Origin of the sequence: Mesorhizobium sp. LSHC420B00, from assembly GCF_000503055.1 — a bacterium.
In the GTDB taxonomy this organism is placed as follows: Bacteria; Pseudomonadota; Alphaproteobacteria; order Rhizobiales; family Rhizobiaceae; genus Mesorhizobium.
On record NZ_AYVY01000004.1, the window covers coordinates 241,888 to 264,323 of the forward strand.

The 22,436-nt window shown below is 63.3% G+C and carries 22 protein-coding genes and 1 pseudogene; 12 read left to right on the top strand and 11 right to left on the bottom strand.

Translation table 11 applies throughout. The features are described from left to right. Window positions 1-23: 23 nt before the first annotated feature. Window positions 24-1,349, bottom strand: coding sequence for a tetratricopeptide repeat protein (locus tag X760_RS50335; protein WP_023718326.1), 1,326 nt, complete (start codon window positions 1,347-1,349; stop codon window positions 24-26). A gap of 9 nt (window positions 1,350-1,358) precedes the next feature. Further along, complete coding sequence (locus tag X760_RS50340) at window positions 1,359-1,982, bottom strand: LysE family translocator (RefSeq protein WP_023718327.1); 624 nt, start codon at window positions 1,980-1,982, stop codon at window positions 1,359-1,361. A gap of 188 nt (window positions 1,983-2,170) precedes the next feature. Between X760_RS50340 and X760_RS50345 the strand changes: the two genes are divergently transcribed. From X760_RS50345 to X760_RS50385, 10 genes are all read left to right on the top strand, one after another. After that, entirely contained in the window at window positions 2,171-2,935 is a 765-nt protein-coding gene (locus tag X760_RS50345) for a L,D-transpeptidase (RefSeq protein WP_023718328.1), read from the top strand. Between the two features lie 219 nt (window positions 2,936-3,154). Beyond that, window positions 3,155-3,475, top strand: a complete 321-nt coding sequence (locus X760_RS0137520; RefSeq protein ID WP_031193766.1) for a putative quinol monooxygenase — start codon at window positions 3,155-3,157, stop codon at window positions 3,473-3,475. A gap of 79 nt (window positions 3,476-3,554) precedes the next feature. Further along, window positions 3,555-4,721 (top strand): diphosphate--fructose-6-phosphate 1-phosphotransferase, encoded by a 1,167-nt coding sequence (locus tag X760_RS50350; RefSeq protein ID WP_023718330.1) that lies wholly within the window; start codon window positions 3,555-3,557, stop codon window positions 4,719-4,721. Between the two features lie 16 nt (window positions 4,722-4,737). Then, window positions 4,738-5,463, top strand: a complete 726-nt coding sequence (locus tag X760_RS50355) for an MBL fold metallo-hydrolase (RefSeq protein WP_023718331.1) — start codon at window positions 4,738-4,740, stop codon at window positions 5,461-5,463. Window positions 5,464-5,829: 366 nt separating this feature from the next. Beyond that, a complete protein-coding gene (locus X760_RS50360) occupies window positions 5,830-7,368 on the top strand; it encodes a DegQ family serine endoprotease (protein WP_023718332.1) in 1,539 nt (512 codons plus the stop codon). Between the two features lie 132 nt (window positions 7,369-7,500). Next, complete coding sequence (locus X760_RS50365; RefSeq protein ID WP_023718333.1) at window positions 7,501-8,112, top strand: molybdopterin-dependent oxidoreductase; 612 nt, start codon at window positions 7,501-7,503, stop codon at window positions 8,110-8,112. Then, complete coding sequence (locus tag X760_RS50370; RefSeq protein WP_023718334.1) at window positions 8,109-8,855, top strand: FAD-binding oxidoreductase; 747 nt, start codon at window positions 8,109-8,111, stop codon at window positions 8,853-8,855. Before X760_RS50365 ends, X760_RS50370 begins: the two co-directional genes overlap by 4 nt. 442 nt (window positions 8,856-9,297) lie before the next feature. Then, complete coding sequence (locus X760_RS50375; protein WP_023718335.1) at window positions 9,298-9,501, top strand: DUF680 domain-containing protein; 204 nt, start codon at window positions 9,298-9,300, stop codon at window positions 9,499-9,501. A 71-nt stretch (window positions 9,502-9,572) separates the two neighbouring features. Further along, window positions 9,573-9,779 carry a DUF680 domain-containing protein gene (locus tag X760_RS50380; protein ID WP_023718336.1) on the top strand — a complete coding sequence of 69 codons (207 nt, stop codon included), beginning with the start codon at window positions 9,573-9,575 and terminating at the stop codon, window positions 9,777-9,779. 67 nt (window positions 9,780-9,846) lie between these two features. Beyond that, complete coding sequence (locus X760_RS50385) at window positions 9,847-10,086, top strand: DUF680 domain-containing protein (RefSeq protein ID WP_023718337.1); 240 nt, start codon at window positions 9,847-9,849, stop codon at window positions 10,084-10,086. Between the two features lie 79 nt (window positions 10,087-10,165). Here X760_RS50385 and ugpC read toward each other — a convergent pair whose 3' ends face one another. From ugpC to X760_RS50410, 5 genes are all read right to left on the bottom strand, one after another. Further along, on the bottom strand, window positions 10,166-11,278 hold the full coding sequence (ugpC, locus tag X760_RS50390) for a sn-glycerol-3-phosphate ABC transporter ATP-binding protein UgpC (protein WP_023718338.1): 1,113 nt from the start codon (window positions 11,276-11,278) through the stop codon (window positions 10,166-10,168). Between the two features lie 25 nt (window positions 11,279-11,303). Continuing rightward, on the bottom strand, window positions 11,304-12,968 hold the full coding sequence (locus X760_RS50395) for an alpha-glucosidase family protein (protein ID WP_031193769.1): 1,665 nt from the start codon (window positions 12,966-12,968) through the stop codon (window positions 11,304-11,306). Window positions 12,969-12,972: 4 nt separating this feature from the next. After that, window positions 12,973-14,127 carry a carbohydrate ABC transporter permease gene (locus X760_RS50400; RefSeq protein WP_023718340.1) on the bottom strand — a complete coding sequence of 385 codons (1,155 nt, stop codon included), beginning with the start codon at window positions 14,125-14,127 and terminating at the stop codon, window positions 12,973-12,975. 1 nt (window position 14,128) lies between these two features. Then, window positions 14,129-15,142 carry a sugar ABC transporter permease gene (locus X760_RS50405; RefSeq protein WP_023718341.1) on the bottom strand — a complete coding sequence of 338 codons (1,014 nt, stop codon included), beginning with the start codon at window positions 15,140-15,142 and terminating at the stop codon, window positions 14,129-14,131. A gap of 227 nt (window positions 15,143-15,369) precedes the next feature. After that, on the bottom strand, window positions 15,370-16,725 hold the full coding sequence (locus tag X760_RS50410; RefSeq protein WP_023718342.1) for an ABC transporter substrate-binding protein: 1,356 nt from the start codon (window positions 16,723-16,725) through the stop codon (window positions 15,370-15,372). Window positions 16,726-17,088: 363 nt separating this feature from the next. Between X760_RS50410 and X760_RS50415 the strand changes: the two genes are divergently transcribed. Further along, entirely contained in the window at window positions 17,089-18,111 is a 1,023-nt protein-coding gene (locus tag X760_RS50415) for a substrate-binding domain-containing protein (protein ID WP_023718343.1), read from the top strand. Between the two features lie 72 nt (window positions 18,112-18,183). Here the strand turns inward: X760_RS50415 and X760_RS50420 are convergent, their stop codons facing one another. Further along, the gene (locus X760_RS50420; protein WP_023718344.1) at window positions 18,184-19,092 is read right to left on the bottom strand and encodes a LysR family transcriptional regulator; all 909 of its coding nucleotides are present in this window, start codon (window positions 19,090-19,092) and stop codon (window positions 18,184-18,186) included. A gap of 81 nt (window positions 19,093-19,173) precedes the next feature. On the opposite strand from X760_RS50420, the gene X760_RS0137525 reads away from it, so the two are divergent. Continuing rightward, window positions 19,174-19,668, top strand: coding sequence for a hypothetical protein (locus X760_RS0137525; RefSeq protein WP_031193770.1), 495 nt, complete (start codon window positions 19,174-19,176; stop codon window positions 19,666-19,668). Between the two features lie 302 nt (window positions 19,669-19,970). On the opposite strand, the gene X760_RS50425 is transcribed toward X760_RS0137525, so the two are convergent. The 3 genes and pseudogenes from X760_RS50425 to X760_RS50435 form a co-directional block, all read right to left on the bottom strand. After that, window positions 19,971-20,405, bottom strand: a complete 435-nt coding sequence (locus X760_RS50425) for a nuclear transport factor 2 family protein (RefSeq protein WP_023718345.1) — start codon at window positions 20,403-20,405, stop codon at window positions 19,971-19,973. Window positions 20,406-20,589: 184 nt separating this feature from the next. Continuing rightward, window positions 20,590-22,047 (bottom strand): S8 family serine peptidase, encoded by a 1,458-nt coding sequence (locus X760_RS50430; protein WP_023718346.1) that lies wholly within the window; start codon window positions 22,045-22,047, stop codon window positions 20,590-20,592. Then, a pseudogene (locus tag X760_RS50435) lies at window positions 22,037-22,436 on the bottom strand (anti-sigma factor); the annotation flags it as partial. The pseudogene X760_RS50435 and the gene X760_RS50430, both read right to left, overlap by 11 nt.

Below are 22,436 nucleotides of genomic sequence, written 5' to 3' on the forward strand. Positions count from 1 at the left end.
TTTAAGGCAAGATGTGGCCTTGGTCAATTCGCCGCGAGAGCGGTTGCGCGCCGTGAAAACAGTGCCGACAGCGGGCTGTCCGGCCGTGCCAGCGCGCGTTCCGCCGCAAGCGCCCGCGCCAGCGCGCCATCACCGGAACGCAATGCCGCTTCGATCAGCGTCAGGTCGATGACGTCGCGTTGGGCGTGGCTGCCGCCGAAGCGATGGGCGATTGCCCGGATCGGCCGGATCAGGCGTATCGTCTCGGCATAATTGCCGTCGCCGAATGCCTTGATGGCGAGCGTCAAGGGATGGCCGACATCCCTGGTGAAAGCAGCGTTGTCGTCTTTGCCCTGCATCGCCTCGCGCTGCGCCTCGAGCAAGCCGCGGGCCGGCGCTTCGAGGGCGGCGCCGACAAACGCCATCATTGCGTGGGCGTCGTTGAAGGCATAGTTGCCGGCGCTGGCCTTGGGCAACCAGTTGGCGGCCAGCGCCGTCCAGCGGTCGCCGACATCGACGCCGCCGAGATGCAGCCGCCACAGGATCGCCGAGGCATCGACCATGTTGAGCGCCAGCGTCGAGCGTTCGGCATAGATCGGCCCGTCGTAGAGCGTCAGCACCTCGTCGGTCTCGCCGAGATCGTAATGGAACAGCGCCAGATGCCACCAATTGTGCACCTGCAGAAAGCTTTCCCGCGTCCACGCTTCGGGGTTGGCGCGCATCCACAGAATGCCGTCCTTCTGCCGGCTCTGCATCTCCATGACGTGGGCGACGGCATGCTGGGCCCAGCCGTCGCGCGGCTCGATATCGACCGCCGTGCGGCCAAGTTTTTCGGCGCGCGCGTAGTCGCCCATTTCCTCCAGCCCAAAGGCCTGCATGCCGAGTATGGCGTGGTAGCCCGGCATGCCGCTCTGCCAGGACGGCAGCGCGCGGCCGATGCGGTCGCGCAGCATGCGGGCGTTGCCGGTGAAGAAGTCGATCTGGTGGCCGGTCTGCAGCGCCAGCGCATCGAGCGGGAACTCGATGGCGATATCCTCCAGCACGCGGGCGGCCTCGTGCCAGCGTCCCTCCGCAAGGTGGCCAAGGGCGGCGACATGCGCCTGCTCGCGCGTCGTCGCGGCAAGCGGCAGCGCTGCCTCGTGACATGCCTTGGCCACCGCCGTCGCCTCTCGCTCGGTGGCGAGGCCAAACAGATAACCCTTGAACACATGCGCCATGACGAAGCCGGGATTTTCGGCGATTGCCCGGTCAACGGAACCGACAGGATCGCCGATGAAGCACTGCAATTCGCGCACAGCCCGGCTGTAGGACGAGAACCCGGCCTCCGTCGCGCCAGATAGCGCTAGGCCAAATGCGTCCCTGACCGCCATGGCTTGTCCTCAGTTGCCCGATCGCATCGCCACTGTCGCGATGCCGGCGCCGACCAGCAGCGTGCCGCCGGTGCGGTTGAAGATGCGGATCGCCTTTGGATTGCGCACGACGTTGCGCGCCCTTGCGGCGATCAGCGCATAACCGAAGGCGTTGGCGAAGGCGAGCGCCAGGAAGGTCGTCTCGAAGATCAGCATCTGTGTCCAGAAATCCGCATGCCGGTCGAGGAACTGCGGCAGGAAGGCGACGAAAAAGGTGATGCTTTTCGGATTGAGCGCGGTAACCAGCCAGGCATGCGCCGTCATCTTGGCCGATGACACCGCATCGGTGCGCGGTTCGGCCCGGAGCGCGCCGCCGGCGCGAAACAGCTTTATGCCGAGATAGATCAGGTAGCCGGCGCCGATCACCTTCAGCACGGTGAATACGGTGGCCGAGGCCGCCAGCAGCGCGCCGATGCCCAGCATCGACAGTGTCATCGCGGTGAAGTCGCCGAGCGCCACGCCGACTGCCATCGGCAGCGCGGTGCGCCAGCCCTGGCCGAGCGCATAGGACACCACCAGCAGGATGGTCGGGCCCGGAATGACCAGAAGGACTGCCGAGGCGGCGGCGAAGGCGGCCCAGTTTTCGAAGGACATTTTCTTCTCCTTGAGCTCAAAGAAGAGGATAAATCCTTGGCCTCGCGAAGATGTAAAGAGGCAAAAATCGAAAAAGCCCCTCGTTAACGGCAGATGGCTGGTCTTCACGCTTTTTCAACCATGATTGGTGAAAATGCCTGCTATTCGGCCGGACCGTGTTTCCCGCCGATAGCGTGGGGTTTGGGTAAATGCGTGAGTTGCCGCACGGTCTGTCGCTGCCGCACACTGGCGACGCAATCGAAACCGAGATACAGCTTTCCCGTCGCACGGTGCTGTCCGGCGCCGGTGCGCTGGCGCTGCTCGGCGTCGCCGGCTGCAGCCAGACGCTGGATCTGCCGTCGCTCCAGCTCGACGACGTCACCACCGGCTCGATCCGGCCCATCCGCCCGAGTATCAGCGTCGACAAGAACATCACCAGCCCCGACGTGATGTACGCTTCGCTCACCGACGGTGGCTTCAATGTGCCGGAAGTGCCCTATCTCAAGGTCAAGCCGGAATTCCGCCGCCAGATTGTCGTCGATCCGACCGGCGAGCAACCCGGCACGATCGTCGTGCATTCGCAAGAGCGGCTGCTCTATCTGGTGCAGCCCGGCGGCGAAGCGATCCGTTACGGCGTCGGCATCGGCAAGGACGGGTTCCGCTGGTCCGGCCGCGCCAACATCCAGTACGGCAAGGAATGGCCGGTCTGGACCCCACCGCCCGAGATGATCGTCCGCAAGCCGGAGCTGGTGAAATGGCAGAGCGGAAAGCCGGGCGGCCTCGACAATCCGCTCGGCGCGCGCGCCCTCTACATCTATCAGAACGGCAGCGACACCGGCTATCGCATCCACGGCTCGCCCGAATGGTGGAGCATCGGCCAGGCGATGTCGTCGGGCTGCGTGCGCCTGATCAACCAGGACATCATCGATCTCTACAGCCGCGTCTCCAAGAAGAATCCGGTGGTCGTCGTCTGACCGGCGGCCAAGGCTCGAGCGATTACTCTGCCGGCTAGCACTGCACACCCATGTACTACAATTTTGTGCGAATTCATGCGACGCTTCGCCTTGCCCAGCCATGTCCGCTCGTGTGACTGACAAGTTTTGGGAGATCGCGACATCGTTGCGCTGATCGAGGCGAGCGAAGCGGAGAAGCCGACCATGCGTGGTCCCTTGCAAGAAGCAAGAAAGCAATTGATGCCGCTTGTCAGGATAGCTGAACTGGAAATCGATCCTAAGCAGATCGGCAGCTACAGGGCCCTGCTTGCTGAAGAGATTGAGGCTTCTGTACGCGTCGAGCCGGGCGTGCTTTTCCTTCATGCGGTGGCAGTAAAAGGCACGCCTGAAAAGGTGCGCGTGATCGAATGCTACGCCGATCGGGCGGCCTATGAGGCCCACCTGACCACGCCGCACTTTCTCAAATACAAGGCGCAGACGGCGAGTATGGTCAGGTCACTTCGGCTCATCGAAACGGATCCTATCGCGCTGCAAGCGAAGAGTGGCGCGATTTCAAACTGACCCACTGCCTCTGCCGTTGCGCGATGCCACAAGACAGGCGAATGTGCCTGCGATTTTCATCGCCCGGGAGACGTGAACAATGGCCGGAACTTTTGTGATCGCGCAAGGCGGCGGCCCGACCGCCGTCATCAACCAAACGGTGGTGGGCGCTGCGCTCGAAATCCGCAAGCGGCATCCCGGCGCCAAGGTCCTTGGTTCCATCCACGGCGTGCGCGGCATTCGTGACGGCAATTACGTCGATCTTTCCGCCATCCCCGAGGACCGTTTGCGGCTGATCGCGGCGACGCCGAGCGCCGCGCTTGGTTCGACGCGCGACAAGCCGGATGCCGCCTATTGCGACCTCGTCCTCAACGGCTTGAAGAAAGCCGGTGCCGACGCCTTCATCTATATCGGCGGCAACGACACCTCGGGCACGCAGCAGATCCTGACCGACGCCGCCGGCGGCAAGATGGCCTTCGTGCATGCGCCAAAAACCATCGACAACGATCTCGAGGAGAACGACCATACGCCCGGCTTCATGTCGGCGGCCGAGTTCGTCGCCGGCGCGTTTCTTTCGGTCGATCTCGATTTCCGCGCTTTGCCGGGCATTTATGTCGGCATCGTCATGGGGCGGCACGCCGGTTTCCTGACGGCCGCGTCCGCGGCATGGCAGCTCGATCAGGACAGCGGCCCGCATCTCGTCTACGTGCCGGAGCGGCCGTTCTCGGCGGCCGGTTTCATCGACGACGTGCGCGCCACGCTCGACCGCCACAAGCGCTGCATCGTTGCCGTCTCCGAAGGCGTCAGCACCGCCGACGGCAAGGCACTGGTCGAAAGCCTGGTGCCGCCGGAAAGGCTGGAGCGCGACCAGCACGGCAACGTCAAGCTGTCGGGCAGCGACCTGCCGGCAGCCTTGGAGCGCGCGCTGGCCGAGGGATTGCCGGGCAAGCGGGCGCGCGTCGATGCGCTCGGCTACATGCCGCGCGGCTATGTCGGCGCCATCAGCGCGGTGGACGCGCAGGAGGCCTTCGACGCCGGCGCCTTCGCGGTCACGGTCGCCGACGAGGGCGGCGGTTCGGTGGCGCTGCAATATGACGGCAAGAAAACCGTGCTGAAGAAGGTGCCGCTGAAGAACGTCGCCGGCAAGACGCGCCATATGCCGGATGATTTCATGCTGCCCGATGTCAACCGGCTGTCCGATGCGGGGATGGCCTATCTGAAGCGGCTGGTCCCGCAAAAATACAAGGTCGGCAGGCCGTTCGTCTGATGCCGGCCTTGATCTGATGGACAACTGGTTCAGCAAAACCATCGTCGACGCAGAGACGACCATGCTGACCGAGCCCTTCGTGCATGAATTCGTGCGCGCCAACATCTGGCATTTGCGCGGCCGCGACGTCGACCTGCTGGTCGACACCGGCATGGGGATCTGCCCACTGGCGCCGCAGGTCGACACGCCGGCCGGCAAGCCGCTGCTCGTCGTCGCCACGCATATCCATCTCGATCATGTCGGCTCGCTGCACGAGTTTCCGTTGCGGGCAGGGCCGCGCCACAGCGCCGCGCAGTTCGGCAGCATGGATGAAGCGATTACCTACGCCTACATGTTCCATGACCTGGAAGGGGCTGTCTCCAGGCTGCCGGCGGAGGGCTGGAAAGCCGCCGATTACAGGATTCCGCCGGCGCCGCTGACTAGGACCCTGGACGAGGGCGATAGGGTCGACCTCGGCGACCGCCAATTCCGCGTCCTGCATCTGCCCGGCCACTCTCCTGATTCGATCGCGCTGTTCGACGAGGCCGACGGCCTGTTCTTCGCCGGCGACGCCATCTACGACGCCACGCTGATCGACGACCTGCCGGATTCGGATCGTGCCGCCTACCGCCACACGATGCAGCGGCTGCTCGATCTGCCGATCCGCATCGGCCATGGCGGTCATGGACCGAGCTTCGACGGCAGGCGGATGCGCGAGATCGCCTCGGCGTATCTCAGGCGAACGGACGGGACAGCGGCATAGGAAGCCTCGGCAGGGGCGGTGAGGGGCGGCACAACCTGAGGCGATTTTTCTTGGGTAGCTATTTTGTTCTTGCTTTGTGCCGGCAGCTATGCTAGTAATTTGGGTATGGTGCTGATTTGCCCCAACGACCCGCCGCAAGGCGGGTTTTTGTTTTCGGCTTTCGGCGCCAGCCCGGCAAGGCGGCTGCCAGCCGGAAATTAAATCTTCGTAATATTATCTGGAAACCACGATCGGCGCCCTAGATGCGGGGCTGTCGATTCGGTCGGCCGCCGTGCCAGGCGAGACAGGCAAGGCCGACACGCCGATGGAGCGTTCCGGTGACGGAACGCTGCGGCGCCCGATCAATCTCTCGCCCGGACAACGGCCATGTCACCAATCCAGACCCTTCGCAGACATCGCGTCGCCGCTTTGCTGGGCGCCGCGCTGATCGTCAGCCCCTTCGCCCTGCCTCTCGCTCCCAGGCTGAATGATGTCCTGGCGGCAACAGTGACGCCACCTGTCACCGGCATGACCGCTCCCAGCGGTTCGTTCGCTCCGGTCGTGGCGGCCGACAAACCGGCAGTGGTGACCATCACGACGGTCATGAAAGCCCAACAGCCGGACACCACGAGCGATGGCTCTCCCTTTGGCGGAACCTCGCCTTTCGACGATTATTTCCGCCATTTCTTCGATGACCAGGGACAGCCCGCCCCCAAGACGCCGCCGGAACAGGCGCCGCGCACCGAGGCCCTCGGCTCAGGCTTCATCGTCGGCGCCAACGGCACCATCGTCACCAACAATCACGTCGTCGACGGCGCCCAGTCGATCAAGGTGACGCTCGACGACGGCACCGAGCTTCCCGCCAAATTGATCGGCCATGACGCCAAGAACGATCTTGCCGTGCTCGAGGTCAAAGCCGGCAAGCCCTTGCCGACCGTCAAATGGGGCGATTCCGACAAGCTCATGCCGGGCGATCAGGTGCTCGCCTTCGGCAATCCTTTCGGCCTTGGCACCACCGTCACGGCCGGCATCGTCTCGGCGCGCGGCCGCGACCTGCACAGCGGGCCGTTTGACGATTTCATCCAGATCGACGCACCGATCAACCGGGGCAATTCCGGCGGCCCGCTGACGGATGTGAACGGCAACGTCGTCGGCATCAACACGGCGATCTTTTCGCCGAATGGCGGCAGCGTCGGCGTCGGCTTCGCCATCCCCTCGGACCAGGCGCAAAAGGTCGTCGCCAAGCTGATGAAGGGCGGCTCCATCCAGTACGGCTATCTCGGCGTCCAGATCCAGCCGGTGACGCCTGATATGGCGAGCGCCATCGGCCTCGATCACCCCGCCGGCGTGCTGGTCGCGCAGGTCAGCGACGGATCGCCGGCCGCCAAGGCCGGCATCGAGACCGGCGATGTCATTACCAGCTTCGCCGGCCAGGACATAAAGGATCCAAGGGACCTGTCACGCGCCGTCGCCGACATTGCGCCCGGCACGAGGGAAGCGCTCAATGTCTGGCGCAAGGGGAAGGGCCTGCAGATCTCCGTCGAGATCGGGCGCAACGAAGACGATATGGCGACGGGATCGGTGGCCGGCGATCAGGGTCAGCCGTCGACGGGGCAGGGCCTTCGCGCACCGACGCTCGGTCTCGGCCTGATGGACGTCACCCCGGATGTGCGCCAGGCAATGAACCTGGCAGGCAACCAGCACGGCGCACTGGTCGAGCGCGTCGACCCGAACAAGGCGGCATCGGCTTCCGGCATTCAGCCCGGCGACATCATCGTCGCCGTCGACCAGCATCCGGTGAGGAGCGCCAGGCAGGCTAACCAGGCGATTTCTCAGGCTGCCAAATCCGGCAAGAAATCGGTGCTGCTGCTTGTCGAGCGCGGCGACGCCCAGATGTTTGTCGCCGTGCCCTTTGCCAGTGGCTGAGGCACGCGCCGCGCTGCCAAGATCGACGTAGAGCACTGCCGCCAGGCCGAGCCAAGATTTCGGTTGCCCGCGGGCGCGTCTTCGAGAAAACTGACAAGGGTCGATTGGACCTTGCGCAAATGGATATTCTCGATGGTTACCCGAGGCTTCTCTTCCGGACGAAAGCCCCCGACGGATACGAATGCACGTATCCCGCCGGGGCAGTATCTCGAGCAAGGTTTCCCGGTCCTGTCGGCCGGCCCGACGCCGCATGTGCGCACCGAGCATTGGTCGTTCACGCTTAAGCACGGGCCGCGGCCGATCAAGAAGTGGAACTGGGCCGAGTTCAATGCGCTGTCCTTGACCAAGATGACGCGCGACATCCATTGCGTGACCGCATGGACCAAGTTCGACACCGCGTGGCAGGGCGTGCTGGTCGATGACATCCTTGCCGACGCCGGCATCGAGCCGCCCACCGCCTTCACGCTGGCGCTGGGTTTCGACGGCTATTCCACCAACGTGCCGACGAAGGATCTCACCGGCGGCAAGGCGATGGTGGCACTGCTTTACGAGGGCAAGCCGATCACCCCCGATCATGGCGGGCCGGCGCGGCTGCTCGTTCCACATCTCTATTTCTGGAAATCGGCCAAATGGCTGAACGGGCTGCAGTTCACCGAGCGTGACGAGCCGGGTTTCTGGGAGCTGCGAGGCTATCATATCTATGGCGACCCGTGGCGCGAACAGCGCTACACGAACGATCTATGAGCGACGCACCGGCGGCGCAGTCGCCCTGGCAGACAGTCACCATCACCCGCATCCAAAAGCGCACGCCGCGCGTCACCAGCTTTTTCCTACAGCCATCGCGGCCCTTCGCTTACCGTGCCGGACAGCATGTCGACGTCAGGCTGACAGCGCCTGACGGCTATCAGGCGCGCCGCTCCTATTCCATCGCCTCGGCACCGGAGACCGGCGAGACCATCGAGCTGGCGATTGAAAAACTCGAGGACGGCGAGGTCTCGCCGTTCTTTCACGAGATCGCGGCGGTGGGCGACGACGTCGAATTGCGCGGGCCGCTCGGCGGCCATTTCGTCTGGTCCGACAGCGATGGCGGACCGCTCCTGCTCGTCGGCGGCGGGTCGGGCGTGGTGCCGCTGATGTCGATGGTCCGTCACCGGGCGATGCGGGGGTCGCTGGTCGCCGCCGCCTTGGTATTTTCCGCGCGGGTCTGGGACGAGGTGATCTTTCGCGACGAGTTGATCGACCTCGCCGAGCGCCGGGATGGCTTCGACCTGGTGCTGACGCTGACGCGCGAGCCGGCCCGCCGTCCGGCGGATTATGCGCGGCGGATCGACGCCGCGATGATGGTGCAAGCCATGACGAGGCTGCCCGCGCCGCCGAAGCTGGCCTTCGTCTGCGGCTCGAACGCATTCGTGACGGCCGCCGCCGAGGCACTGATCGATGCCGGCGTCCCGGCGGCACTCATCCGCACCGAACGCTACGGGGTCTGATCCGGTTCTGCTTGCTCCGTTGCAGTCTTCGCTGCCCGGCATAAACGGGCCGAAAACAGGTAGAACGGCAAGGTCGCGTTTGGCTGAAATGGTTAACGATTCGACAAACAACCGCTGCTGCTACTTTTATCGGTTTAAAAAATCGAACCGAACGGTTCGTTTCTGTTGACAATGCGTGCAGGACGCTGTGAACGCTGCCTCTCCAAGCCACCTTGCAGCCAGACCGATGCTATGGGCTATCTACTTGATATTTAGCAATAAAATTGTGGCGGAGGGAATCTCTGGCACAATTTCAAGGTGTAGATTCTTGGTCCACACCAAACAACTTCGTGATTGGAAACTGGCCATTGCCTTTCCCACATCGGGGCTGTCCGAACGACGCGAATTCCTCCCAAGACACGCCGCTCGCCGGACGGAAAAACTGAGATACTGGAGTACTAAAATGAAAAAGATCGCTCTTGCCGCCGTCGCCGTTTTGGCCATCACCGGCAGCGCCTTCGCTGGCAGCGACAACTTTGGTTCCAAGGGTGCGAACCAGCCTGCCGCTTCGGTCGACAGCTCGTACACGGCTTCCATTCAGAAGCCGGCTCATGCTGACGAGCAGCCTGTCCAGGGCGCCGACCGTAACCTCTTCGGCAACAACTAACAGCCGATCCCAGCATCAGGGCGGCGGGCATTATCCGCCGCCCGGGACCCGAGAAATTCAGGAGTATTAAAATGAAAAAGATCGTTCTTGCTGCCGCCGCCGTTCTGGCCATCACCGGCAGCGCTTTCGCCGCTAGCGACAATTATGGTTCCAACGGTGCCAACCAGCCTGCGCCTTCCGTCGATAGCTCGTACACGGCTTCCGTCAAGACGTCGGACCATGCTGAAAAGCAGCCGGTCGTCCAGGGCGCCGACCGCAACCTCTTCGGCAACAACTAATAGCCGATCCCAGCATCAAAGCGGCGGGTGAGCCCGCCGCTTGATTCGAAAATCCAGGAGTACCCAAATGAAAAAGATTGTTCTTACTGCCGCCGCTCTCTTGATTGCCGCCGGCAGCGCCTATGCCCGCAACGACAATGTTGGCGGGACCGACATCAACAAGCAGTCGACCGTCAACGTCGACAAGACGCAGACGTTTTCGGTACGTGACAGCAATTCGCCGATCTACAAACTGCTGAATTCGTCTGGCGATGTGCCCAAGTCCGCGCCTCAGGGCGCCGACCGCAACCTCTTCGGCAACAACTAACAGCCGAACTGGAATTCCAAACAAGAGCGGCGGGCCATGCCCGCCGCTCTTGTCTTTGCATGGCGGAAAAACGCCTGCTTCAAGCCGCCTTTGCTTCTGCTTCATGGAGCGCGAAAGAGCGCCCGTCGGCGTCGAAAATATGCAGGTCGCCTGCGTCCGCCGTCAGCCGCAGCGTCGCTCCGCGCTTGACCTCGACATTGCCCGGCAGCTTGGTCACCAGCGGCAGGTCGGCGCGGCCGATGTCGACATAGACGAGTTGGACCTCGCCGAGCTGCTCGACATAATCGACCGTCCCTTCGAACAAATAGTCGGCGCCGGTGGCAATCATCAGATCCTCCGGCCGCACCCCGAAGCTCACCGCAGCGCCTTTCGCCGAGGCAGGCGTTGCGATCGGCACCGTTGCCTTGCGGCCGCCGACATGGCTGACGAGCGTCGGGTTGCCGGTCTTGTCGATCGTTGCCGGCAGGATGTTCATCGCCGGCGAGCCGATGAACTGGGCGACGAACAGATTGCCGGGCCGCTTGTAGAGCTCCATCGGCGTGCCGACCTGTTCGATATGGCCTTCCTTCAGAACCACGATGCGGTCGGCCAGCGTCATCGCCTCGACCTGGTCGTGGGTGACGTAGATCATCGTTGTGGCCGGCATCGATTCCTTGAGCTTGGCGATCTCGATGCGGGTAGCGACGCGCAGCGCCGCGTCGAGGTTGGACAGCGGCTCGTCGAACAGGAAGACCTTGGGATTGCGCACGATGGCGCGGCCGATAGCGACGCGCTGGCGCTGGCCGCCCGACATCGCCTTGGGCAGACGGTCGAGATATTTGGTCAGCTGCAGGATCTCGGCCGCCTGGCGCACCCGCTTGTCGATCTCGGCCTTGCTTTCCTTGCCGATCTTCATCGAGAACGCCATGTTGTCGTAGACGGTCATGTGCGGATAGAGCGCATAGGACTGGAACACCATGGCGATGCCGCGCTTCGACGGCGGCACGTCGTTGACGATTTCGCCGTCTATCTTGAGCTCGCCCGAGGTGATCTCCTCCAGCCCGGCGATGCAGCGCAGCAAGGTCGACTTGCCGCAACCAGACGGACCGACGAAGACGATGAATTCGCCCGACTTTATGTCGAGGTCGACGCCGTGCAGAATGTTGAGATTGCCGTATGATTTCTTCACTTGCCTTAGCGTGACATCGGCCATGGTACCCTCCAGTTCTTCCTTGAATTCAGTCGATACGCCCGAACCAGGCGCCGTAGCCGCCGAGGCGGATAGTGCCGGCGCCAGTCTGTCCCGAAAACCCGTGTCCCGGCAAGGGCTGCAGTGAGCGGCCGCCGAGATCGACCTCGGCCGGCTTTGCTCCGAGATTGAAGGCGCAGACGATCTGCTCGTTGCCTTCGCGGCGCGTGAAGGCGACGGTGTCGCCCTCGCTTTCGATGAACTCGATATCGCCCTTGGCCAGCGCCGGATGGGCGCGGCGGAAAGCCAGGAAGCGCCGATAGTGCTCGAGCAGCGAGCCGTCGTCGCCCTGCTGCACATTGACCGCTTGCGCAAGATGCTTGCTGGGCACCGGCAGCCAGGGCTTTGCCGTCGAGAAGCCGCCATTGCGGGCAGCGCCGTCCCAGACCATCGGCGTGCGGCAGCCATCGCGGCCCTTGAATTCCGGCCAGAAGCGGATGCCGTATGGGTCCTGCAGATCCTCGAAGCTGAGCTCGGCCTCGCTAAGCCCGAGCTCCTCGCCCTGATAGATGCAGATCGAGCCGCGCAACGACATCAGCAGCGCCGAGATGACCTTGAGGTAGGCGGTCGGGTCGGGCTCGCCGGCTGCCCAGCGCGAGGCAGGGCGCATCACGTCATGGTTGGAGAAGGCCCAGCACGACCAGCCGTCGCTGGCCACCTTGCCGAAGGTTTCCAGCACCGAGCGCACCTTTGCCGCGCTGATCTTCTCCGGCGCCAGGAAGTCGAAGGAGTAGCACATATGCACGCGCTTGCCGCCGGCCGTATAGGCCGCCACCACTTCCAGCCCACGCTGCGAATCGCCGACTTCGCCAACCGCGGCCGTCGCCGGATATTCGTCGAGCAGGGCGCGGAAGCGTTCGAGGAAGCCGAGGTTTTCAGGCCGGCTCTTGTCGTAGAGATGGTCCTGGTAGTTGTAGGGGTTGACGGCCGGCGCCGTCTGGTCGTTGCGCTGCTCGGGCGGCAGCGGCGGATTGTCTTCCAGGCCTTGGCTGTGGAAGTAGAAATTGATGGTATCGAGGCGAAAGCCATCGACGCCGCGCTCCAGCCAGAAGCGGGTGACATCGAGCAGCGCGTCCTGGACCGCGCGGCTGTGGAAGTTGAGGTCGGGCTGCTCGGCCAGGAAATTATGCAGATAATATTGCTGGCGGCTGGTGTCCCACTGCCAGGCCGAGCCGCCGAAGATCGACAGCCAGTTGTTGGGCGGCGTGCCGTCCGGCTTGGCATCCGCCCAGACATACCAGTCGGCTTTTGGATTGCTGCGGCTCGAACGGCTTTCCTTGAACCATGGATGGATGTCTGCGGTGTGCGACAGCACCTCGTCGATCATCACCTTGAGGCCAAGCCGGTGCGCCTCTGCGGTCAGCGCGTCGAAGTCGGCCAGCGTGCCGAACATCGGATCGACGTCGCAATAATCCGACACGTCGTAGCCGAAATCCTTCATCGGCGATTTGAAAAATGGCGAGATCCAGATGGCGTCGGCACCGAGCGAGGCGATGTAGGGCAGCCGGCCGATGATGCCTCTGAGGTCGCCGATGCCGTCGCTGTTCGAATCCTGATAGCTGCGCGGGTAGATCTGGTAGATCACGGCACCTCGCCACCAGTCGCGATCGATAGCGAGATCGCGCTTCGGGGTGGCCTTCAAAGCGGATTGCATGATCTCAACCTCCTTTCACCGAGCCGGCAAGCAGCCCGCGGACGAAATAGCGCTGCAGCGAGAAGAACACGATCAGCGGCACGATGATGGTGACGAAGGCCGATGTCGTCAGGATCTCCCAGTCGCCGCCGCGCGAGCCGAGCAACGCATTGAGCTTGGCGGTCAGCACGATCTGGTCGCCCTCGGTACCGAGGAAAACCATCGCCACCAGCAGATCGTTCCACACCCAGAGAAACTGGAAGATGGCGAACGAGGCCAGCACCGGGAACGACAATGGCAGCACGATCTTGACGAAGATCTCGAAATCGCTGGCGCCATCGATGCGCGCCGATTCCATGATCTCGCGTGGCAGGCCGGCGATATAGCTCCTCAACAGATAGATGGCGAAGGGCAGGCCGAAGCCGGTATGTGCCAGCCAGATGCCGAGATAGGTTTTCGACGGCACGCCGAAGAAACTGCCGACGCCGTTGTAGAGCTTCAACAGCGGGATCAGCGACATCTGCAGCGGCACGACCAGGAGGCCGATGATGACGGCGATGAGCAGCGCCCGGCCGGGAAAGCGCATCCACGCCAAAGCGTAGGCGGCGAACGCGGCGATCAGGATCGGGATCACGGTCGCCGGAATGGTGACGGTCAGCGAATTCATGAAGGAGCGGCCGATGCCTTCCGAAAACAGCACCGTGTCGTAGTTGTCGGTGGTGAATTTCGGCGGCGCCGACGAGGCGTAATAGACGCGCTGGCCGCGTTCGCTTTCGAAAGCCTTCGGCGAGGTCATGACGAAACTGCCGTCGGCATTGAGCTGCAGGGTCACGCCGTCGCCGAGATCGGCTGTCGTGCCGGCGGGATATTGCGTCGGTGCGGCCGACTTGACGCCGAAGGCGCTGATGTTGCGGGCAGGACCGTCGCCGAAGATATTGCCTTGCAGGACGAACTTGCCGTCCTTCTCGACCTGCGCCGAAGCGGGCGGCAGCCGTCCGGCTTCCGTCTGGCTGGAACTGGTGAACGAGTTCCACCAGCCCGAAGCGATGATCTGGTCCTTGTCGCGCAGCGACGAGACCAGGATGCCGAGCGTCGGGATCGTCCAGATCGCAACGAAGATGAAGACGGCGATATGGACGCCGAAACGGCTGACAAAGGACTTTCCGGTCGCCACGGCCATCTCAATGTCCCTCCGTCTCTTTGTTCGCCTGGCGGATGTTCCAGACCATGATCGGAATGACCGCGATCATGATGATGATGGCGATGGTGGCGCCGCGGCCGAAATCGCCGCCGCCGCGGAACATCCAGTCGAACATCAGATTGGCCAGCACCTGGCTGTTCCACTGGCCGTTGGTCATGGTCAGCACGATGTCGAAAACCTTCAGCACCAGGATGGTGATGGTGGTCCAGACGACGGCGATGGTGCCCCAGATCTGCGGCACCATGATCTTCCAGAAGATCTGGAAAGGATTGGCGCCGTCGATGACGGCGGCTTCCAGCGTCTCTTCCGGAATGCCGCGCAAGGCCGACGACAGGATGACCATGGCAAAGCCGGTCTGGATCCAGATCAGGATGATCATCAGGAAGAAGTTGTTCCAGAACGGCAGCGATATCCAGACCTGCGGCTGGCCGCCGAAATACTGGATGATGGCGTTGAGCAGGCCGATCTGCGTCTGGCCGTCGCCGCGGTACTCGTAGATGAATTTCCAGATGACGCTGGCGCCGACGAAGGAGATGGCCAGCGGCAGGAAGATCAGGCTCTTGGCGATGGTGCCCCACCAGATCTTGTCGGTGAGCACGGCGATGATCAGCCCGAGGAAGGTGCAGGCGGCCGGCACCACTGCCAGCCAGATGATGTTGTTGAGGATCGAGTTGCGGAACTCGCGGTCGCCGAACGCCCATTGATAGTTGGCCAAGCCGACGAAATGGCCACCGCCGCGATCGAGGAACGACAGCCTCAGCGTCTCCACCACCGGGTAGATCAGGTAGATGGTGAGGATGATCATCGCCGGCCCGACGAACAGCCACGGCCGGATCACCCCCTGCCGCCGCAGATTGTTAATCGCCGCCTTGCCGGAAACGCCGCGTGCCGGAAAGATCGTATCGAGTGCCTTGTTGGCGCCCCAGAAATAGGCGACGCAGCCGCCCACGCCGATGATGATGACGAATATCGCCGAAAAAATCTGAGCCGCCATGGGTCCCTCCCCCTGCGCACGGATCCGCCAGTCGAGAATGGCTTTGGCGACGGGATCATGCGCCGATTCAGTTGTCTGGAGCGCGACCAGCCGAAAAGCAGGTCACTGGGCGCGCATCATGCCGGAATGCGTTGTGCTCACGACAATCGACGCGACGCCAAGCACCGGATAAGGTCCGGGCCGTTTGAGGCCCGGACCGCATCACATTGGGAACGCAAGCCGGCCGCTTACTTGATCGCGTCCCAGCTTTTCTGGATATCGGTGGCGACGTCCTGGGCGGACTTGCCGCCGACCAGGTCGATCATGCCGGTCCAGAAGGCGCCGGCGCCGATCTTGCCCGGCATCAGGTCGGACCCATCGAAGCGGAAGGTCGAGGCGTTGGCCAGGATTTCGCCCTGCTTCTTCAGCGCGTCGCTGGCATAGGCGTCCTTGTTGACCGACTTGAACGGCGTCACGAAGCCACCCTGCGCCATCCAGATCTCATGAGCGAGCGGCAGCTTCAGGAATTCGATGAACGCGCGGGCACTCTTGCTATCCTTGGTGATCATGGCGAGCGTGCCGGCGCCCAGCACCGGAGTGCCGAGATCGGGCTTGGAGGCGTAGGGCGGGTAATAGAAGAAGTCGGCATCCTCGCCGATCTTGGTGCCTTGCGGGAAGAAGGTCGCGATGAATGATGCCTGGTGGTGCAGATAGCATTTTGGCGGCACCGAGAAGAGGCCCTTCGGGCTGTCGCGGAAATCGGTCGCCGCAACCGCCTTTGCACCGCCCTCGACCATTTTGTCGTCGGTCGCGATCTTGCCGAAAATGTCGATGGCGTTGACCACGGCCGGATCGTTGAACGGAATTTCGTTCTTCACCCATTTGTCGTAGGTCTCGGGCGTCTGGGTGCGCAGCATGATGTCTTCGACCCAGTCGGTCGCAGGCCAGCCGGTGGCGCCGCCCGAACCAAGCCCGATGCACCATGGCGTGCCGCCGTCGGCGATGATCTTCTTTTCGAGCTCGGCAAGCTCTTCCTGCGTCTTCGGCACCTTGTAGCCGGCTTCCTCGAAATTATCCGGCGAGTACCAGACTAGCGATTTCACGTCGGCCTTGTAGGGGAACGCGAAGAAACCGGGCTTGCCGTCCTTGTCCTTGAAGGTGCCGAGGTCGACCCAGGATTGGCCGGCGCCGTAATTGTCCTTGACCCAGGTGGCGGTGTCGTCGCCGAGCGGCGTCAAAAGCCCCTTCGATGCCAGATCCTGGATCAGACCCGGCTGCGGCAGCACGGCGATGTTGGGCGGGCTGCCGGCCTGCGTGTCGATGACGATCTGCTGCTCGTAATTCTCCGACGAGGAGTACTTGATCTCGGCGCCGGTGGCTTCGGAGAAATAATCGAGAACGGTGCGGACAAGCCCTTCGTCCTCGCCGCGCCACGGTCCGAAGATCGTCAGCGTCTCGCCCTTGAGGTCGACCTTCTTGAGCTCCTCGTAGTTGGCCCAGTTGAAACGGGGATCTTCGCCCGGCTTGAACTTCAGTTCGGCTTGCGCCGGCATGGCCAGGGCGAGCGTGGCAAACGCAGCGCCCAGCAGAAGCATTTTCTTCATCGGTATTCCCTCCCAGTGGTGACAAACACCGAACGAAACCTCCATTCCGTCCGGCGGCGCTGCAGGACTGTGACTCAGTCGGAAAGGAACTGCAACCTTTCGTAGAGTCTTCCAAAGCGCTTTGGTGATTTTGATCACGCCACTGAATTGATCCGGAGTCAAGAGAAAGCCACGCTAATCGATTTGATTTCTGCGGCCGAGTGCCAGCGAAAGTGCGCTGCAGCACAGTTTTCTGGCGGTGCAGCAGCAAATTCGGCTTCAAACCGGTCTGAACCGTGCGTATGGTCATTGCGCTCGGCAAGGCGGTTCGTAGCGGCCAGCTCGATTCAGATTAAAAGCGCTTTGAGGTTTTGGAGGCCTCCGGTGAACCTCAAGCAGCTCTCCCACATGCTGGCGCTTTCGCAGACCACGGTCAGCCGCGCATTGAACGGCTACCCGGAAGTCAACGAGGAAACGCGCCGGCGGGTGGTCGATGCCGCCAAGCGTCACGGCTATCGCCCCAATCCGAGCGCGCGCCGGCTGGCGACCGGCAAGACCGGCATGATCGGCTATGTGCTGCCGACGGGGACGACCGTCGACATCGACCCGCATTTCGTCGAGTTCCTGTCCGGCCTCGGCGACTATGCGCGTTCGCACGAGCTCGACCTGGTGCTGTCACCGGCCGATGCCGACGACCAGGAGACGACCTACCGCCGTATTGTCGCCAACCGGCAGGTCGACGCGGTCTATATCTCGTCGCCGAGGCCGGCCGACCGCCGGGTGGCGCTGGTCAATACGCTCGGCATTCCTTTCATCGTCCATGGCCGCAGCGAAGGCTTCGATTTCCACTATCCCTTCACCGACATCGACAATGAGGGCGCCTTCCACGAGGCGGCGCGGCTTCTCGTCCAGCTCGGTCACAGGCGTCTGGCGCTGATCAATGGCGACGATCGCGAGACCTTCGCCATCCACCGCGAGCGCGGCGTTCGGCGCGCGCTAGCGGCAAGCGGCCTGGTGCTTGGTGATCAGCATGTCTGTTCCCTCACCATGACCGAGGAGAATGGCTACCGCGCTGCCCGGCGCTTGCTGGAACAAAGCGACGCGCCGACGGCGATCGCCTGCTCCAGCCTGATCATGGCGCTCGGCGTGGTGCGCGCGGTGCGCGATCTCGGCCTGACCATTCCGGGCGACCTGTCGCTGATCGCCCATGACGACGTCTTTCCCTGGCTGAAGCCGGAGAATTTTTCGGTGCCGCTGTCGACGACGCGTTCGTCGATCCGCCTGGCCGGCGCGCGCATCGCCGAACGGCTGGCGGCGCGGATTTCCGGCCTGGAGGAGGGGGCTCGCGGCGAGGTCTGGCCGGTCGACCTGGTGGTCAGGGGATCGGTCGCCGGCGCACCGGCCTAGAGGCAATCACTCTGAACGGCCGAGGTCGACTCTTGGCGGCTGTTGGCCAGCACCAGCGAGTGCGTCCTGATCTCAGGCCGCAGATTTGAGGTGATCGATGAAGGCGCGCAGCTTCGGCAGGACTTGGCGCTTGCCTGGATGATAGAGGAAGACACCCGGCGTCGTCGTGGCGATGCTGTCCAGCACCGACTTGAGTTTTCCTTCTTCTATCAGACCTTCGGCGAGTGGTCGTGGTGTCTGCGCCAGCCCAACGCCCCGCGTCGCAGCCCCGACCAATGTCGAATAGTCGTGCGCGATCAGCGGGCCTGAGACGATCGCTTCGATCGCGCCATTGCCGTCGACGAAGGACCAGGGCGCGATCGCGCCATTCGAGCGGCGCAAGCGTAAGCAGGCGTGGCGGCGCAAGTCCTCGACACGCTCGGGACGGCCGTGGCGCTCGAGATAATCAGGGCTGCCGACGACCACGAACGAGAACGGCGGAGTCAGCCGCACCGCGACCATGTCGGCGGCGATGAACTGGCCGAGGCGGATGCCGGCATCGAACCCGCCGGTCGCCAGATCAACCATCTGGTCGCTCACGGCGATCTCCAGTTCGATCTCAGGATAGGCTTGGCAGAACGACGCGAGCACCGGCTCCAACATCAATGGCACGATGGCGCGGGGCACAGACAGACGCAGCAGACCGGTCGGCCGTTGGCCGATATCGCGGGCAGCCTCGCCGGCCGCGACGAGCTCTTCGAATGCAGGGCCGGCACGGTCGAGGAACCGCTGGCCAGGCTCGGTTAAACCGACGCTCCGCGTCGTGCGGACGAACAGCGCCGTACCCAGGCGAGCTTCCAGCGCGCGCACCGCTTGGCTCACAGCGGACGGCGTCACGCCGAGATCGGCGGCAGCACGGCGGAAGTTGCGGCGCCTGGCGACGGCCAGGAACGCCTCGACGCCCTCCAGCGCACCATGTCGGACTGTGTAGTTCTGCTTCATAGGTTGTTGTGATTACACCGGATAGTCGAATTGCGGTAGCGGGCTTAAAGCCGCGTGAATCAACTGTTGAGAGAAGGCCAAATGTCCACGGAAATAGTGTTCCAAACCCATCTTGTTCTCGGCTATGTCGCATGGCTGCTTTGCTTCGGCGCATACGGTTTGCCGTGGCTCAGGTCGATGGACCGGGTCGCAGCGCAACGTGCTATCGCTACGCTGCACAGCTTCCGCTTCTTCGGGCTCGTCTTCATCGTTCCGGGCGTCGTAAGCCCCAATCTGCCCGCCGATTTCGCCGTGTTTGCCGCCTACGGCGATTTCGCGACTGGCGTGCTGGCCATGCTGGCGCTGCTCCCAGTGAGGATACGCCCGCTCTTCTGGCCGTTGGTCGTCGCCTTCAACGTCGTAGGGACGGTCGACCTCATCGTCGACTATTACCACGCCATTCAGATCGGCCTTCCTGCACGCGCGGGGGAACTGGGCGCAACCTACGCGATCCCGATCATCTACGTACCGCTGCTGATGATAACGCACATCGCCGCATTCTATTTTCTGGCGCGTCCTCGGCAAAACGCGACTTAAGCCATCGTAGTCGATCCGCCTGGCCGGCGCGCATTGCCGAACGGCTGGCGTCGCGAATCTCCGGCCGGAGCAGGCCGCGCGCGGCGAGGTCTGGCCGTTCGACCAGTGGTCAGGGCATCCAGGGCCGGCGCGCCGATGTAAAGGTCAAAACTCGATCACTCCCGGCGACCGAGTTCGACCCAGAGCGGCCGTCCGACCCTGCGAGCCCGATGACGCTGGCCAACCCTTAGCAGAAAACGGACTGAAGAATAGCCGCGCTGCAGCAGCAAAGGAGATCGATCGCTTCCCCAATACCACAACCGCTATCGGAGTACCGAATCGGCCGGCTGAGCCGTCGTTATCGGATCGGCATGACGATGCACAATCTTCCACAGACCATCTTCTGGGCGAAAGACGCTCGTCGCGCGTAACGCAAGAGGCGTGACATCGCTCCGACCGCCAACCTTGGACCTGAGCCGCTCCACTTCGACGATGTATGCCAGCTCAGACGTCACACACTTCGCTATGTTCTCGAAGCCGCTAGCGTCGCCGTCCCTGTAGTTCGATGCCGCCTGCTCCATCGTCTCAACGACCTGCTTCCATCCATGAGCGAAAGGGCCAAAGGGATTGCCCAGTGTTACATCGTCTCGTTGGGAAAAGAGCTTCTTCGCTGGCGCGGGGTTTCCTTTCATGAACTCATCCAGAGCCAGGTGGTATTCTTCAACTGCTTGATCGAAGCCACTGGCGTCGAGGGACACGTCATCCTCCCTGTCGTTTTTATTTCTGATCCGGACTGGCGACCACAGGTCTACATTCTGTGCGCCCGCAGCGGTGAAGCATTTTCCCTACGGCGGCGTAGTGCAGGTTGGCTTGGTCATTATAGCACGGCGTGAGACAAGTTTCGCGACAGCGTTATGAGACGGCTCGGTTCAAACACGAGACTTAGTCCTTGGCCGCCTCGGCCGCCTTGGTGTCCAGCAGCCCAAAGCCGAAATCATTGTCCCGCCCCTTGGGGCCGAGATCCTTTGCCGTGGCGGCCAGTGCTTTCTCGACCCAGTCGGCCGAACGGTCGGGCGCGGCATGCAACAGGTTGGCGACCGCGCCGGTCACGATCGCCGCTGCAAAGGACGTCCCGGTCACCACATCCGAGCCGGCGCCGCTTGGCGCCACCATCTCGACGCCGGGAGCGGAGATGAAGACGTAGGCGCCGCGATTGGCCTGCGGCATCAGCCCGTCCTTGGCATCGGTGGCCGTCACCGCGATCACGCCGTCGAAGGCGGCCGGATAACCATAGGGCGCCTTCGGCCCGTTATTGCCGGCGGCGGCGACCAGCACGATGCCGAGCGCGCGCGCATTGCGGCAGGCGATGCCGAGCAGGTCGTTCTTCGGGCCGACGAAGCTCATATTGATGATACGGACATCCTGCTCCGCCGCCCAGTCGAGCGCCGAAAGGATGACGTCCATGGTCGACTTGCCGCCCTCGAAGGCGCGGGCGTGATAGATCCTGGCGCCCGGCGCCATGCCTTTGAACGCGCCGGTGCCGGCGATCAGTCCATCGACCGAAGTACCGTGGTCGCGTGCCTTGATCGGCACGTCGGGCATGGCATCGAACTGCTCGGCGATGACACCGGAGAGCGCGGGATTGCTGTCGTCGATGCCGGTGTCGATGACGCCGACGCGGACATTCTCGCCGCTGGCTTCCTTGGCGTCGAGCGCGATGCGCTCGAACGCATAATTGACGATGCTGGCCGCCTGCTGCAGCGAATAGACGTGGTTGGCCTCACGCCGCAAAGTGCGGCCGTCGGCGGCAAGCTGCGCCAGCACGACGCCGACTGGGCGGCCATCGGGAATGCCGAAGCGCACCAGCGTGTTGCCGAGCAGCCGCGACTGCCGCTGCGAGCGTATTTCGAGGCCGAACGAGGCGGCGATCTGCTGGACCGCGCCGGCATCGCCATTGACCGTGACCAGCACCTCGTCGGGCACGAAATCGCCGATCACGGCGCGCGGCGGCTCGGTTGCGACAAGATCGGTGGGTGCTACGATCGGACCGCCCGGCGCGGCCGCCGGTATTGCCGGCAGGCCCGAAGGCGGAGCGGTCGGCGGGGCCGCGGTATTGCCGGGAGGTATCGGCGCCTCGGTGACTAGGGTAGGATTGGGGAACAAGTCGACGATCAGCGCGGGAAGAAACACGGCACTCACCGTTGAAGCCTTAGCCGGCGTTTTGCCGCCGCTATCCTTCCCGTCGTCGCCGTCCTTGGCGCAGTCGGTGCCGGCGGCACTTGCCCGGTTCAGGCAGTCGATCTCCGCCTGGGTGAGGTTCGGGTCGTTGGTCTGCGCCATCGCGGACGTGGCGAAGATTGTCATCGCCGCCGTCAATCGAATGACCGCCTTAGCCGCCATCAGCCGGTTTCCTTCCCTCCAGGGCAGCTTCGGTGAAAGGCTGGGCGGCAATAAGGCCAAGCAGCTTCTGATAGTCGGCGGCGGTCTTGGCCGGAACGCCGAGGCGGAAGACACCGTCGGCGGTCGGCCCGCCGGCGATCTTCAACTGGTTCTGGTCGAGAAAAGCGACGATATCGGACAGCTTCGCATCCGGTTTGAACTTCACCAGTGCAAACGGCATTTTGGCCAGATCGTCTGCCGATCCGGCAATCTTGAAGTCGCCACCTCTGCTGCCGGTCTGGACAAAGGATTGCGCGACGACCAGGGCCAGCAGCACCGCGGCCGCGGCCCAGGCGACGCCGGTCGGCACCGCCATGAAGCGGCTCCAGGCCTGCGCCAGCCAGGGCGAC